The sequence below is a fragment of the Salidesulfovibrio onnuriiensis genome (assembly GCF_008001235.1).
Taxonomy (GTDB): domain Bacteria; phylum Desulfobacterota; class Desulfovibrionia; order Desulfovibrionales; family Desulfovibrionaceae; genus Pseudodesulfovibrio; species Pseudodesulfovibrio onnuriiensis.
On record NZ_CP040751.1, the window covers coordinates 2,696,291 to 2,710,897 of the forward strand.

The window sequence follows — 14,607 nt, forward strand, 5'->3', positions numbered from 1 at the left end:
AATCTTAATTTTCCCTTGCCAAGCTCCGTGAGAATCGATAAATACGGCTTCCGCTTCGGCGCAAAAGTGTGGCGGGGTAGCTCAGATGGTCAGAGCATGCGGCTCATATCCGCAGAGTCGGGGGTTCAATTCCCTCCCCCGCTACCACACTGAAAGATCCAGGCCTGCACCAGCAGGCCTTTTTCTTTGGCAAAAGGAAAGCCAAACCCCGGCTTCCTGCTTGCCAAACAGGTTCCAGGCCTTATATAGGTCCTGAAACAAGGTTCTTTGACATGGGGGCGCTCTGGTTTCGACGGGGATGGTTGAAGCCAAGGTTGCAGGTCGAGGTTGGTCGATGGCCTCGTAAAAATCGACCACACAATAAATGCTAACGATGATTACGCATACGCAATGGCTGCTTAATTGCAGAGTTGCACCTGACGACTAGATCGTCACGATTCCCGGGCCGACGCCCTATACGTCCGAAGAATCGCCAACTCATAGGGATAGCATCATCCGTCCGTTCGCCGCGCATGATGTGAAACTATTAGGAGAACTGGCTTTCCGGCTGTTTGGGCAGGGGCTACCCGGAAAGTAAGATTTATTCCTGTCCTAAGCCTGTAGACGCCTTGAGTGGAGCATTCTCGGACGCGGGTTCGATTCCCGCCGCCTCCACCAGACCCCATGATGAACAAAGCCCCGGCCTTTTGGCCGGGGCTTTTCATTTGATCTCGATAAAATTTGATCGAGAACATGAAATTCTGAAGCACGGGCCGGAAAAGTGAGAAATCAAGCAGACCGGCGGCAATCCCCTGTCCCTTGCTCCACCCCTCGGCCAACAAGAGTTTCTAAAACACTCATGTTTCCAGCTTCGACTGTGGAAAAAAGGAATTCTCCCCGCTAACCCCGCTAAATCAAACTTCCTTCTCTCCCGTGAATCGAATAGCCTCCCCGGAACCATCTTCCACCAATCCGCATGAGGGCTGCATGCGCAAGCTAGTATATAATTTCATCATTCTGTTGCTGCTTTCCCCTGCTCCGGCACTGGCGGAAGACCAAACCGTCACCTTTGCCCTGTTCGCCCGGGGATGGCCGCCTTTCGAGATGATGGAGGACGGAGAGCCCCGGGGCATGGCCTACGAAATATTCAAAGCCATTCTTCCCGCCGGGATCAGGCCCGCACTGGAAGTCAATCCGGCCCCGCGCAAAAGACTCTACAGCCCGTCCCTGCCGGTCTACTCGCGCCTGGAATGCCCCAAGTGGATGACGCGCAAGAAAGTTTATCTCTGGACGGAGCCAGTTCTCACCCTGAACAATGTCCTCTACTCTCCCGCCAACCGCCCTTTGGAATACCACGGCCTGGAAAGCCTGGAGGGCAAGACCATCGGATGCATAAAACACTATGTGTATCCTTCGATCAAACCGCTTTTTGAGGCGGGAAAGGCCAAACGCTACGATGTGAACAGCGAGCAGGTCCTGCTGCGCATGCTCAAGGCCGGACGCATCGACGCCGCGGTCATGGATTCAATGGTTACGGAATGGATCGTCGGCAACATGGCCGATGTGGACCCCAGGGATCTTCATGTTGCGGCCACCCCAATAAACAAGGCGCAGCTCCGCTTTGCCTTCAACAACGCCCCCGGCTGGAAAAAGCACCTGCCGGAAATCAATGCCCGCATCGCAACCATCAAGAAGAACGGGACCCTGAAGGCAATCCTGGAACAATATAAATAGCCCCCAACGCCATCGAGCTTCCCCACCCTCCGCACTTCCTGACGAACCACCGAATTATCATCCGCTCTCCACGGGAAATACGCTACTGTCGGCAGCAAACCCACGGAGGACCAGCATGATAAAAACAATTTCCACGCTGCTGATTTCCCTGCTCTGCCTTGCGGTCGCGGCCTCGACCATGGCCGGGGACCAATTCGACAAGACCGCCATCGGCCCCTATGCCAAGTACTGCGACGGCTTTGGCATGCCCGGCGCCACGGGCCAGGGGTATGTTTCCGTGCTCAAGGTTTCCACGGGCGTGGTGCAGAAAAACGACGACGCCCTGGTGGACGGCATCGTGGCCTATGACCGCGCCGAGGCCAACGACGCTTACATCGGCCAGATCAACATGGAGACTGCCTCCTCCTTCAACGGGCTCAACGGAAGCATCTGGGGGTATGACCTGGCCGTGGCCGAGGACATCAGGGACAAGAAGGAAAAGCCCCTGTTCATGCTCAAGCAGTATGACGGCTCCTCCATCCCGGTCTACGACGCCAAGCCCCTGCTCCAGGCCGGGGAAAGCCTTTTCGGCACGGCAAAGGCCCGGCGCTTTCCTCCCGCTCCCGGGGCGCATGTCATCTGCGCCAACAAGAGCGTGACCACCTACCGCCCCAAACAGGGCAAACCCGACAAGACCAGGGGCGAGGCCTACGGGGTCTGGTCCTACATCGCCATAGCCATTGCCAAGGACAGGACCAGGGACGCCAGCCTGTTCATCGAGGACGCCGGAATCTGGGACAAGAACGCCAACGAGCAGGACCTGCTGCAATACCTCGACGAACACCGCAAAACCGTGGTCTGGTCCGTGGGCGCCTGCGGCGAGGATCAAAGCGTCCTCTACGACCGCGTTTACATCGGCTACGCGCACACCATGATGAAACCGGGCGAGATCGGCACCGGCCTGACCGTGGCTCCCTATGTCGTGCTGGCGAGAAACGCCGTACCAGGCGGAAATTTCCAGAGCCTGTACTCGTTGAGCCTCAAGGAATGGGAAAAGAAAATGGGATTCTGACAGGAAGGAGAAAGCCCAGGCCAGGACGGTCAGGGCTTTTCATTCAAGCCGATGTAAAATCCATACCCGGGAAGCTGGACAGCCCCACCTTGAGCGGCCCCGTTTTTGTCGCCAAACGCTTCCAGCCGGATCTGCTCCAGCCATCGGTATTCCTCCGGCAAAGGGAATGAACACGCTTCCGCGCTGAAATTGGCGGCCACGAAAAGACGCTCGTCTTTCAGAATCCGCGCAAAGGCCCATACGGAATCATCCTGGCGCAATTCCTCGTATGCGCCCACGGACAAGGCGGGATGCTCCCTGCGCAGCCGGATCATGGCCCGCAGCAGGTGAAGGGTGCTCATCGGGTCGGCCTGGGAACGATCCAGGGAGGAAGCGCCGCGCATGGGCAGCCACGGCTCGGTTCCGGAATTGAATCCCATGTTTCTGGCCGTGCCGTCCCAGGGAAAGGGAGTGCGGCATCCGTCCCGGCCCTTGTAGTCGGGCCAGAAAGCCTTGCCGAACGGGTCCCGGATTTCCTCGAACGCCAGTTCGGCCTGTTCCATGTCCAGTTCATCGCCATAATAAAGAACCGGCGTGCCCCGCATGCAGAGAAGCACCAGCTGCAGGGTGCGATAGAGCTCACCGCACCCCGGATAGCGGCTCGCCAGCCTCGTGGAGTCATGATTGCCCAGGGACCAGCAAGGCCAGGAATTCCCTCCTTCCTCCATGAGCCGCACGATTTCGGCGAACCACTTCGGCGAAGGTGTCCGGGTGAGCATGGCAAAGGTGTAGGCCATGTGCAGCCTGTCCGGCTGGCGGCAATAGCTGGCGGCCTTCCTGATGTAGGACTCCAGGTCACGGACGATGCCCACCTCGCCCAAGGACACCACACCATCCTTTTCGTCCAGCACGCTGCGCAGGAATTCCAGGTTTTCAATATTTTCGGGGCGATCCGAGCAATAGATCCTGGCGTGGCCGCACCAGGGATTGGTCTTCTCCGAGTCACCGAGCGCCGCCAGCTCGTAATCGCGCGGCGGCTCGGGACGGAGCCTGCGGTCGTAGGCATAGTGATCGACGGCGTCAAAGCGGAATCCGTCCACCCCCCGGTCCATCCAGAACCGGACCACACCGGCCAGTGCTTCGCGAACCTTGGCGCTATACCAATTCAAATCCGGCATTTCCTTGAGGAAACTGTGAAGATAGTATTGATCCCGTGCAGGCTCGTAGGCCCATGCGGAGCCCCCGAAAACCGAAAGCCAGTTGTTGGGCGGTTCGCCGTCGTCACCGGGATCGGCCCAGACATACCAATCGGCCTTGGGATTTCCCCTGCTCCGGCGCGATTCACGGAACCAGGGATGCTGATCAGAGGAATGGTTGAACACCAAGTCTATCATGACCCTGATGCCTCGGGCATGGGCCTCACTCACCAGCACGTCGAAATCGTCCAGGGAGCCGAATATCGGGTGGATGGCCGTGTAGTCGCTGACATCATAGCCGAAATCGGCCATGGGAGAGGGAAAGAACGGCGATATCCAGATGGCGTCTATACCGAGCCCGCCGCCCCGTCCGTCGTTGAGATAATCGAGCTTTTCGATGATCCCCCGGAGGTCGCCCACGCCGTCGTTGTCGGCATCGTAGAAACTGCGCGGATAGATTTGATAGAAGACGGCCTGTTTCCACCAGGATGCATCACTCATGTCACCCTCCGTGCGAAAAGCAAAGGATCCTGCCTGATTTCACCTTCCTAGGCAGGCTTGATGGCCAGGTATTGATACACCTGGGGCGGATGGTAGTTTTCCTGCGGCACGAGGCTGACAGGGTCCATGTGGTACCTGCGGGCAATGAGATACGGGATGAGCCGCCGTCCCTTGCCCAGCCAGGACCGGGTCTCGAACACGTCGTCCACCAGAACGAGGCCGCCCCTGGCCATGTGCGGCTCCGCAGCCAGGTAGCATTCCAGGTGCGCCTGTTCCGAAGCCAGGCGCTCGTCAAAGGCCTCTTCCGTATCGAACATGCTGTAGTCCCAGCCGTCCAGATACAGCAGGTTCACGGGTTTGCGCAGCGAGTGCATGAATTCGATGCCGTCCCCGGTCACCAGATGGACATTGTCTGAAGGGATGTCGAATTCATCCAGAATTTCAGTGCAGAGGGCCGCGGCCTCGGGCTCGATATCCACGGAAAAAAGCTCCCCGCCGTACCGGGCCACATACCAGGCGAACAAGGGCGTGGAATAGCCGTCGGCCAGCCAATTGCCACGGCGGCGAGTGGTTCCCACCTCAACAATGACCGGATTCTCCACCTTGTCCAAGAGTTCCAGCGCGCGGGTAAACCCCTGCACGCGCCCGAACGGCGGTTTACGCATGAAAGACTCCCTTGCTTCTTTGTTGAAAGGCCAAGCCTGAAGGTCACCCTACATGATGGGCAGTCGTGCGGCAACTTGAATGAAATTGACTAGATATAGCCGTACATGACCATGAAATGGCAGAAGCTTCCCGCCATGACGAAGAGATGGAAGATTTCGTGGAAACCGAACCGGCCGGGCAAGGGATCGGGGCGCTTGAGCCCGTAAATGACCGCGCCGATGCTGTAGAGCACACCGCCCAGGACCAGCCAGGCCAGGGCTCCGGCCTCCAGGTTCATGACCAGGGGATAAATGCCCACCAGGGCCATCCACCCCATCGCCAGGAAAACGCCCGTGGAAAACCAGCGCGGCGCATTGATCCAAAACACCTTCAGAAAGATGCCGGCAACGGCGAGGCCCCAGGCGCAACCAAACAGGGACCAGCCCCAGCCGCCGCGCAGCGGAATGAGGCAGATCGGCGTATAGGTGGCCGCAATGTAGAAGAAAATCATGGAATGGTCGATACGCCGAAGGATTCGCACCCCTTTTTCGGAAACCGGCAGCCAGTGATACAGGGTGCTGGCGGTATACAGCAGGACCATGCCGCAACCGAAGACGGAGAAGGTCACGATGTGCCAGGGCAGCGCCGGCGAAACCGACTTACCGAGAAGCATACCGGTCCCGAACACGGCAAGAACCGCCGCTATGCAGTGGGTCAACCCGCTCATGGGATCGCGAAGCGCCTGTACAGAAGCCATGGCATTCCTCCCTTGCATGGTCCAACAGTTGTTCGAGTACCACCCGGCCCAATGAAAATCCAATTATTTCCAGTGGCAAAAAACACGCCCTGTTCCACGGCAGGTTTATAACCTTTTCAGCAGTTATAACCTTTGCGCATGAAAGGGCCATGAGGATATATTGATAATAGAACGGGGATCCCTCTTCAACCAGGGAAGGGTAATGACAGTTCGCCGACGCAGAAACACGAAAAACCTCTATGTGGTCAAGTCTGCCAACCAGAAGCTCCAGCAATTCGAGCCCAAAAGCCAGACCGAGACCAAGAGTATCTATGTGCTCCGCACCAACGAGGAGATCGTCAACAAGTATTGTTCAATCATCTACAACTTCGTCGACACCAACGGCGTCTTCCTGCTGGTGACCGACGACAAGCTCTTCTACCAAAGCTTCAAGACGGCCATCTCCTATGAACTGGGAATCGAGCTGGATTTCATCCGGGTCACCAGCGACCTGGACAAGGCCAAGCATTTCATCGACTTCTACAAGGAAAACGGGCTGAAGCCGCTCATCTTTCTGGAATACTCCCTGCGAAACCAGTTCACGGCCCCGGTCCTCAAATACTTCAAGGAGCACCACCCGGACGTGCACGTCATCGTACTCTGCAAGAACGTGCCCCGAAAACGGCTTTTCCAGTTTCACGAGGAAGGTGCCGACAGCTACCTGGCAAAGCCGGCAAGCGCCAACGAAATCGTCAAGAAAATCGCATTCATCCTCCGTCCTCACAGCGAGATAGAAGCCATGCTCGACGACGGCCGGGCCTGCCTGCGCGACAACCGTTTCGAGGAAGCGGCCGCAATCGCCAACGAGATCCTGCACAAGCGCCCCGGTCATCCGCCCGGCCTGGTCCTGCTGGGGGATGCCTTCAAGGGTATGGCGAAGCGGGAACTGGCCCTGCGGGCCTACACCAATGCGGAAAAAGGGGCGAAGATGTACCTGGATCCGCTCAAGCGCCTGGTGGCCTTCCACGAAGAGGACAGCAACCGCAACGAGATGCTCAAGTATCTCAAAAAGCTGGACCACCTCTCGCCCCACAACTGCAACCGCAAGATCCACATTGCCGAAGTCCACATGGGCATGGGTAACGCCGAGGCCGCAGAGGAATATCTGGACCAGGCCTTGGAGTCCGCCCAGAAGGAGGCCTTTTCAATCGTCAGCGAAATGGCCCTGGATATCGCGGAAAAGGCAAAGAACTGGAGCCCGGACCTGGCCATTAAATACTACAGGAAAAGCCTCCAATACATAAAGGATTCCCCGGGCAACACCCGCATGGACATCTTCAACCGCCTGGGGATAGCCCTGCGCAAGGAAGGCATGTGGACCGAGGCTGTCGAGGCCTACTCGGAAGCGGAAAAACTTGCGCCAAGGGATGAGAACATCCAGTACAACAAGGCGGTCGCCTATTATGAGGGAGGCGAACACAAACAGGCCTACAGCAATGTCCAGAAGGCCCTGAGGCTGAATCCGGAATTCTTCGTGGACAAGCCGGATATCGGTTTCCAGATCGGTGCCATCTGCCAGGAACTGGACAAACCCAAGGAAGCGCTCAAATTCTACAAGGCTGTTCAGGCCATGAATCCCACCTTCAGGAATGTGGGGATGGTCATCAAGAAGCTGGAAAGGACGGCCCAAAATGGTTGAGAACCGCAAACACGAACGAATTGAGCTCTTCAAGCCGCTGATATGCCATTTCAACATGGCCAACGGAAACACGACCTTCTGTTCGCTCAAAAACATCTCGTTGAGCGGGGCTCTTGTCGAATGCCGCCCCAACTGGGCCATGGACGAGCTCGAACCGGGCATCGCCGTCCAGCTCGTGGAATGCACGCCCCGGGAAAACGCCCTGTTTAACGCCGTCACAGGAATGCTCGTATGGAGCTACAAGAACTATTATGGAATCGAATTCGACGATCAGCTTTCCATGTCCACCGAAAAACTGACCCAATGGCTCACCCAGAACGGATTCATCTCATGAGAACTGCTACTTGAGAATGCCCGCCCGTGCCTGTTCCAGCATGGAATCGACCATGGCCTGGTGCTTGGAGCTGTGTATGGAAGGTAGGTATTCATCCGAAAGGAACGACCAGACCAGCCGCGCAATGGCCGGTGAGGCTATGGCCGTGTAGGAGTTGAAGGATTCTTCATATTTATTCTGCATCTTGCTGCGGAAACTGCCGCTGCCGGTCATGTCGAAAACCACATCCACTCCCACGCCGATCTGAATCAGGCCGTCGAGATCCACAACCTTGATGCCTTTTTCCTCGGCCAGCTGCCGCCCCGGCGTATCCTTCACTTCCAGGACACAGACCACATTGAGCCCGCAATCGCTTTCAAGAACCTGTTCGAGAAAAAGGGTGCCGATCCGTCCCAAACCGGCAATGGCGATATTGTGTTCTTCTGTCATCGGATCCCCGCTTGATTGATGGAAACAGACAAATTAGCGATACACGGACCAAAGGCCGAGGTAAATTATTGATTTCAATCGCCCGCCATTGACAGACGCCCTCCTTTTGAGGAAAGTCGCCGCAAAAGAAGGAGGTGGCCCATCAATCTTCAAGACAGCATCTCACGTGCGCGCAAGCTCTCCCGCGAGCAGGGAACGGACATGGTCGTCGGAAAGGACGAAAGCGGCATGTGGGTCATTCTTCCCATCGACGACAGTTCGTCCGACCTGCTGCAGCCAAGCGTCATGGTCAACGGCAACGGCCTGAAATACCCGGAAGACCACGAAGTGGTCACCAGTCTCATTTCACGACAATAACCCCGCTCTTCTCTTCCAAAATCCAAGGCCCGCTCCGGGCGTCACCAGGCCCGGTTGTCATTGGGCACAAAAAAGAAATCCACCCGGCGATTGGCCTGGCGGTTGGCCTCGGTCGTGCTGGGCAACAGGGGCTTGGCACTGGCAAAGCCCACCGCCTTCATGCGCTGGGGCGGGATATCCGAATGCCCGACGATCCAGCGCAGACAGGCTGCGGCCCGGGCCGCGGAAAGCTCCCAGTTGGATTTATAGGGGCCGGACTCGGGGTTTTCCCCGTCTGTATGCCCCCGGATAACCAGATTGAAATCGGTCTTTTTCAGGGAATCCACCACGCCATGAAGCACCTTGTCGGCCGATGGGCCGAGCCGTGCGGATCCGGGTGCGAACAGGGCGCTGTTGCTGACCCGAAACATGACCCCGGATTTCTCGTGGCTGACCCGGGCAGCCTTGGTGAGATCCCGCGACCGGATAAGTTCCCGAAGTCGATCCCCGATCTCCACCATCTCCTTGCTCTTGGCCTGCCGGTCCTCGAACTTGAACCGGGTATCGCTGTAGGGAGCGGACAAGGCTCCCTTGTCCTCCTTCTGAACCCCCAGCGCCTCGGTAATGGACCCCATCATGATCTTGAAATTGGTGATGTCCTGGTTGGTGAAGGAAAGCAACAGCACGAAAAAGCACAGCAGCAAAGTGACCATGTCCGCGAAGGTGGCCATCCAGGGAGGAATGCCCTCCTCGGCGGGCGGCGGCGTCGGCGGTTTCTTGGGAGGCGGAATCTCCAGTTTCTTCTTGTCTTGGGCTGCCATGGTCTTCCCGCCTACCACGCGTCGCGCTGAGGCATATGCAGATAAAATTCCACCCGCTGATTCTTGCGCCTGTTTTCATCGGAATCATTAGGGACCGCCGGACGCGTATCCGCATAACCGACGGCCTTGGCCTTCTTGACGGGGAAATCTCCCTTTTTCAGGATGTAATCCAGGGCAACGGCGGCGCGGGCCGCGGAAAGTTCCCAGTTCGAAGGATATGCCTTGGTGGATATGGGGCGGTCGTCGCTGTGTCCGCGCACCACCAGGTTGAGGTCGTAATCCTTGAGCACCTGGACTATTTTATCGAGAATCTTGCCTGCATCCCTCTTGAGGGTGGCGGTTCCCGGCTCGAACAGGCGGGCAGCCTCGGTGCTGAACACCACGCCGTCCCGGTCGGACGTCACCCCGGTACCCTCGAGGATTTCCGCATCTTCCTTGTCGAGCAGGGACTTGATGCGCATGATGACGCCAAGAAAGACCCGCTCGTCGTGCGATATGCGGGCAACGGCCTTCTTGGCCTCCTTGCTCGTGCTGATGAGCTCCATATCCTCCGCCTTGGCCCGGATCTCGCGAACACCGAAGGCCCCCTTGATGGAGCCCATGGCATCCCGGAACTTTTCGACATCCTGATTGGCAAAGGAGAGGAGCAGCACGAAGAAACACAGCAGAAGCGTGACCATGTCGGCGAACGTGGCCATCCACGGCGGCAGCCCCTCGTCCTCGGGCGGCGGAACCGATTTCTTGGTTTCTATGACTTCTTCCAGTTCAGCGGCCATATCGCCCCCGGGCTATCCTTCGCGCAGGGCGGGTGCAAGGAAGGCCTGCAGCTTGTCCTTAACCACCGAGGGATGTTCCCCCTTCTGCACGGAGGCAACCCCCTCGATCATGATCTGCATGAACAGGGAGTCCTCTTCGGATCGCTCCTCGAGCTTCTTGGCAATGGGAATGAAGACCACGTTGGCCAAGACCGCGCCGTAAAAGGTCGTCAGCAGGGCCACGGCCATGGCCGGGCCGATGGAAGAGGGATCATCCAGGTTCTGGAGCATGTTCACCAGGCCGATAAGAGTACCGATCATGCCGAAGGCCGGGGCCATCATGCCCATGCCCTTGAAGACGCCCTGCCCCTGGCGGTGCCGCTGCTTCATGAAATCCAGCTCGATCTCCATGACCGACCGGACCAGGGCCTCGCTGGAGCCGTCCGCCACCAGCAGGATTCCCTTTTTCAAATAGTCGTCTTCAATGGGAACCTTTTCGAGGGCCACCAGACTTTCCTTGCGGGCCTTTTCCGCCAGCGCGGTAATGTTCCTGATGATCTCGTTGGGGTCCCGCGACTTGAAAAACAGGGTCTTCATGGCCACCTTGACCGTGCCGATAATCGCCTTGAGGGGAAACATGACGAAAGTGGCCGCAAAGGTGCCGCCGATAACCACGACCACCGAGGGAATATCCACGAACCCTCCGGGGTTCCCCCCCAGAAGAATGGTCGTGACAATCAGGCCGAAGCCCCCCACAAGTCCTATTAACGTTGCGATATCCATAAAAAAATCACTTTACTTTTGAAGAAGGCGCCACTTTTACTTCATCTTCGTCGAAGTAAAAAACGACATCCTCATATTCGTCATCCACCTTCAGATAAGCGCTCCCGATACTTATCTCCGCTCCTGGCTTCACTTTTCCGGGAACCAGCACCCTGCACTTGTGAATATGTTCCGTACGGTTGATGGTTGCCCACAACCGCCGTTTTCTTTTTCGTATCTTCTGCAGCTCCGCCCTGGCCTCCTCCAGTATGGGCCGGAACTCCGTGGCAAAATACCCGCCCCGCGCGACCTGGGTTTCGGCGTGCTGCACTGCCTGGAGCTCACTTTCCAGGCGGCGGTCAAGCTCCATGTCCGCATAAAGCAACCCGGGGTGATACCCCAGGGTGACGCTCATCTCGGCTCCCATGCCGCCGCCGAGCTGCTCGCCGACATACACATAATCCCTAGCGTAGACCTCGCAGCCTATCATGCGGCTGCCCACAACAAGCTTGTCCCCGGCAAAGACCTTGCTGTGCAGCAAGGCTCCCCGCACCATGACGTTGCCGCCGGCCTTGACCGTTGCGTATTCGCAGAAGGCCAGCTTCATGTCGCTTCCGGACTCGAGAAAGGCCTCGCCTCCCCCCTTGACCCCGGACCGGCAGGAAAGGGTCTCCAAGGCATGCACCCTTGCACCCTGGACATGCCCTTCAATATCGATGTTCCGCGCCTTCAGGCTGAAACCGGTATTGACCATGCCAAATACATTCAGGTTGGCGACAAAGTCGATATTGCCGGTGCTGAAATCGACATCCTTCCTGACGTTCAATGTCTGCCGGACACTGATGAGACCTTCCTCATAAAAGACGAAACCGTCACGGGCCGCGTAGAGCTTGCCGGGCTCGGCCGTCTTCGTGCCGGTTCCGCGTCCCGCGGGAACCGACATGTCCTCCTGTACGAAACGGGAGTCAACGGCGTCGCGGGAAGAATCGTCCAACTCAACGACCTCGGCCAGCAGGTCCCCGCTGTTCACGTTCTGGACATAACTGAGTTCATAATGATCCACACTGCCGTCTTCCATTTCCATGGGAGCAAGCTTGGTGTGATCAAAATCTGGATCGAAATAGTGTTTCAAATAGTACGTCATAAGGAACGCGTATCCGGATGCAGGCCGATGGATGTCAATATCACTAAAAAATAAAAGGAATTAAGAGGGTATGTGTGTTCATTATGTGAATTATTACATTCAAAACCATTCGTCAATGGAGGTATTATTTCCCGAATGATTTTATTTGTCGAAAAAAGCCTTCCATTTCAGGCAGCAAGCATAAAAAAAGCCGGCTAAAAAGCCGGCCTTCGATTCCTTTTTCTAACAAGTAATTCAGAATTCTTCCTTGGGATAATACAAGGGGCAGGAACTCCCCACCTCAAACCTGATCAAATTTTGCCGAGGGATCCAGTCCTTATCCTCCAAAGGTGATTTTTTTCCCGTCACATGCTCGATCCCCGCCACTCCCAAAATCGTCAGAACCACGATGAACAGCAATATCCGCATCAACAACACTCCTAGGGAATAATTTTCACACCGCCATCCTAAGCAAGTTGCATTCCAGAACCCAACATTACAAACCCGCAAAGTATGAAGAAGCCCATATTAATGCATTCCTTATTTTAAGAAAAAAAGTAATCAATAGCAGTATATTAAATTTTTCCTATAAAAACTCTAGACTTTAATCCTACTCCCAAGCCTTGGAATAAAGTGTCACACCGGACAGGATGAAACGCCTAAAAATCCGCCAAGGCAACAAAAAGGATCCCTCCCCTAAAGAAATTCGCACATGAGCCGATAACATTAACGACAGCCACTGAATTGCTGGGGAGTATTCAGGGAAAACCAGGGAGGGAGAACCATGAATATCCCGGAAATCAAAACCGACGTGAAGCCTGCCGTACGCGCAGATGAGAACACCGTCGTCAGGACCGACGGCAAGTCTGTCTCGCCCCGGTCCGGCGTTCAGGAAAATTATGTCGTCGACAAGATAGAAAAGACGAATGGCGAGCAAAAGCAACAAGCCCGGCTCAACAAGAAGACCGCAACAGACGTTGCCAAGCAGGCCGAATCCGAACTCGCGTCCCAGAACCTCAAGCTGAAGTTCAACGTCATTGAGGAAAACAACACCATCCAGGTGGAAGTTCGGGATGCCGACGACAAGGTCATCAAGAAAATTCCGGCGGACGACATCGTCAAGCTGACCAAATCCATCCGCGAGCACTTCCCGGGCAGTTTCGTGGACAAGACCTTCTAAGCCCGCCCGCAATACGAAGCATGACGCCGCAGTGTCACCACTGCGGCGTTTTATTATCTCCGCCCCTCACTTGCCAAAGAATACGCCGCAGGCATATATTGGAGGCGTAAGGGAGGGAAACATGTCCGATATTTCCATTTCCAACCAGAGCATTCAGTCCATGATGACCAACGCCCAGGCCAGTTCGTTTGAGGACGGCTCGGCCAGCGCAGTCCTGGACGCCAGGACCATCAACAAGCCGGAAACCAGATCCTTTGAACTGGAAAAAAACGAACTGGCGGGCCAGGTGGTTTCCCGCACACAGGACTTTTTCGGAAACGGGACAGACCTCTCCTCCACCGGCACGGACAATCAGATTCAGCGCGCCATCACCTCCGCCCTGCAGGAAACAGGCATAGGCACCATCGCCGACAAAATAGCCTGAACCTTTCCAGATGAAATCAAAAAAAAGGGCCGCATTGCGGCCCTTTCCACTTTCTAATTCAAGCAATCCTCACACACGGATTGTTCCTCCTCAAGGATGTTGAGCACCCTCTCGAAGTACTTCCTGGGCAAGGCTCCGCGAACCTTGATCCCACCCACGATGTAGGTGGGGGTCCCGCTGATGCCGAACTTCTCCGCTTCGGCCATGTCACCGGCAATACGCTCCTTCACGGCCTTGCTTTCGGCGTCCTTCCAGGCCCGCTGGACATCTATATCCAATTCGGCAAGCACCTGATTGATGACGTCCTTGCCCGAACGAAAGAATTCCGCCTGACGTTCAAAAACCTTTTCCGCATAGACCCAGGCCTTGTCCTGGTCCTGCATGCCCACGGCTTCGAACATGGCGGCCAGGATATCTGCGCCGTCATGAAGCGGCACGTGCTTGAAGACAACACGCAGCCTGCCGTTGGAATCATCCACCAAGCCCTTAACCGTCATCTTGCCCCGACCGCAGTACGGGCACAGGAAATCGGAATATTCCACAATGGTTATTTCAGCGTCCCTGTTGCCGTATACGGGCCTGTCCCCGGAGACAACCGGCTTGAGAGGATTGGCGGCCTCAAGCTTCCACGCGGCTTCGCGCTTGAGCATTTCCCGCTCCCTCGCGCCCTGCTCCACCAGGGTGAGCATTTCCACCTTGTTCCGGGAAAGGGCTTCCAGAACGATCTCCGGATGCTCCTCGAGCGTCTGACGCAACTGCTTTTCAAAGGCGGCATTCCGGTTTCCGGACGATGCCGCGGTGCACCCGGCGCAGACCATAATCGACAATATGAGCGGAACGAGCAATCGATTCATTGTTTCTCCTGATACTAGAATGAAGAAGGCGGCCCCACCCAATGGTGAAGCCGCCCTGTATTACCTGAT

The 14,607-nt window shown here is 56.5% G+C and carries 16 protein-coding genes, 1 tRNA gene and 1 other RNA gene; 9 read left to right on the forward strand and 9 right to left on the reverse strand.

Annotated features, from left to right (window positions below):
* Window positions 1-70: 70 nt before the first annotated feature.
* The 4 genes from FGL65_RS12245 to hdcA all read left to right on the forward strand — a co-directional run bounded on the left by FGL65_RS12245 (window position 71) and on the right by hdcA (window position 2,764).
* A tRNA-Met gene (locus FGL65_RS12245) sits at window positions 71-147 on the forward strand.
* 127 nt (window positions 148-274) lie between these two features.
* Window positions 275-657, forward strand: a transfer-messenger RNA (tmRNA) gene (gene ssrA, locus FGL65_RS12250).
* Between the two features lie 309 nt (window positions 658-966).
* Complete coding sequence (locus FGL65_RS12255; protein ID WP_147821468.1) at window positions 967-1,713, forward strand: substrate-binding periplasmic protein; 747 nt, start codon at window positions 967-969, stop codon at window positions 1,711-1,713.
* Window positions 1,714-1,828: 115 nt separating this feature from the next.
* Window positions 1,829-2,764, forward strand: coding sequence for a histidine decarboxylase, pyruvoyl type (gene hdcA, locus FGL65_RS12260; RefSeq protein WP_147821469.1), 936 nt, complete (start codon window positions 1,829-1,831; stop codon window positions 2,762-2,764).
* A 29-nt stretch (window positions 2,765-2,793) separates the two neighbouring features.
* Here the strand turns inward: hdcA and FGL65_RS12265 are convergent, their stop codons facing one another.
* The 3 genes from FGL65_RS12265 to trhA all read right to left on the reverse strand — a co-directional run bounded on the left by FGL65_RS12265 (window position 2,794) and on the right by trhA (window position 5,842).
* Entirely contained in the window at window positions 2,794-4,440 is a 1,647-nt protein-coding gene (locus FGL65_RS12265) for an alpha-amylase family glycosyl hydrolase (protein WP_147821470.1), read from the reverse strand.
* 47 nt (window positions 4,441-4,487) lie between these two features.
* The gene (locus tag FGL65_RS12270) at window positions 4,488-5,105 is read right to left on the reverse strand and encodes a class I SAM-dependent methyltransferase (RefSeq protein ID WP_147821471.1); all 618 of its coding nucleotides are present in this window, start codon (window positions 5,103-5,105) and stop codon (window positions 4,488-4,490) included.
* 89 nt (window positions 5,106-5,194) lie between these two features.
* Complete coding sequence (gene trhA / locus FGL65_RS12275) at window positions 5,195-5,842, reverse strand: PAQR family membrane homeostasis protein TrhA (protein WP_147821472.1); 648 nt, start codon at window positions 5,840-5,842, stop codon at window positions 5,195-5,197.
* A gap of 202 nt (window positions 5,843-6,044) precedes the next feature.
* Here trhA and FGL65_RS12280 point away from each other — a divergent pair, with 202 nt between their 5' ends.
* Together FGL65_RS12280 and FGL65_RS12285 are read left to right on the forward strand one after the other, a co-directional pair.
* A complete protein-coding gene (locus FGL65_RS12280) occupies window positions 6,045-7,520 on the forward strand; it encodes a tetratricopeptide repeat protein (RefSeq protein WP_147821473.1) in 1,476 nt (491 codons plus the stop codon).
* Window positions 7,513-7,854, forward strand: a complete 342-nt coding sequence (locus FGL65_RS12285) for a PilZ domain-containing protein (protein WP_187170377.1) — start codon at window positions 7,513-7,515, stop codon at window positions 7,852-7,854. Before FGL65_RS12280 ends, FGL65_RS12285 begins: the two co-directional genes overlap by 8 nt.
* 6 nt (window positions 7,855-7,860) lie before the next feature.
* Here FGL65_RS12285 and FGL65_RS12290 read toward each other — a convergent pair whose 3' ends face one another.
* Window positions 7,861-8,283, reverse strand: coding sequence for a Gfo/Idh/MocA family oxidoreductase (locus FGL65_RS12290; RefSeq protein ID WP_147821475.1), 423 nt, complete (start codon window positions 8,281-8,283; stop codon window positions 7,861-7,863).
* A gap of 201 nt (window positions 8,284-8,484) precedes the next feature.
* Here FGL65_RS12290 and FGL65_RS18270 point away from each other — a divergent pair, with 201 nt between their 5' ends.
* Window positions 8,485-8,640: a hypothetical protein gene (locus tag FGL65_RS18270; RefSeq protein WP_187170378.1), complete on the forward strand. Its 156-nt coding sequence runs from the start codon at window positions 8,485-8,487 to the stop codon at window positions 8,638-8,640.
* Between the two features lie 41 nt (window positions 8,641-8,681).
* On the opposite strand, the gene FGL65_RS12295 is transcribed toward FGL65_RS18270, so the two are convergent.
* The 4 genes from FGL65_RS12295 to FGL65_RS12310 are packed head-to-tail and all read right to left on the reverse strand — an operon-like array spanning window position 8,682 to window position 12,101.
* Window positions 8,682-9,440 (reverse strand): OmpA/MotB family protein, encoded by a 759-nt coding sequence (locus FGL65_RS12295; protein WP_147821476.1) that lies wholly within the window; start codon window positions 9,438-9,440, stop codon window positions 8,682-8,684.
* 11 nt (window positions 9,441-9,451) lie between these two features.
* Window positions 9,452-10,216 (reverse strand): flagellar motor protein MotB, encoded by a 765-nt coding sequence (locus tag FGL65_RS12300; RefSeq protein WP_147821477.1) that lies wholly within the window; start codon window positions 10,214-10,216, stop codon window positions 9,452-9,454.
* 12 nt (window positions 10,217-10,228) lie between these two features.
* Window positions 10,229-10,978 carry a motility protein A gene (locus FGL65_RS12305; protein WP_147821478.1) on the reverse strand — a complete coding sequence of 250 codons (750 nt, stop codon included), beginning with the start codon at window positions 10,976-10,978 and terminating at the stop codon, window positions 10,229-10,231.
* Window positions 10,979-10,985: 7 nt separating this feature from the next.
* On the reverse strand, window positions 10,986-12,101 hold the full coding sequence (locus FGL65_RS12310) for a FapA family protein (protein ID WP_147821479.1): 1,116 nt from the start codon (window positions 12,099-12,101) through the stop codon (window positions 10,986-10,988).
* 763 nt (window positions 12,102-12,864) lie between these two features.
* Between FGL65_RS12310 and FGL65_RS12315 the strand changes: the two genes are divergently transcribed.
* Window positions 12,865-13,260: a flagellar protein FlaG gene (locus FGL65_RS12315; protein WP_147821480.1), complete on the forward strand. Its 396-nt coding sequence runs from the start codon at window positions 12,865-12,867 to the stop codon at window positions 13,258-13,260.
* Window positions 13,261-13,381: 121 nt separating this feature from the next.
* Window positions 13,382-13,684 (forward strand): hypothetical protein, encoded by a 303-nt coding sequence (locus FGL65_RS12320; protein ID WP_147821481.1) that lies wholly within the window; start codon window positions 13,382-13,384, stop codon window positions 13,682-13,684.
* A gap of 53 nt (window positions 13,685-13,737) precedes the next feature.
* On the opposite strand, the gene FGL65_RS12325 is transcribed toward FGL65_RS12320, so the two are convergent.
* Window positions 13,738-14,538, reverse strand: coding sequence for a DsbA family protein (locus tag FGL65_RS12325; RefSeq protein ID WP_147821482.1), 801 nt, complete (start codon window positions 14,536-14,538; stop codon window positions 13,738-13,740).
* Window positions 14,539-14,607: the final 69 nt, after the last annotated feature.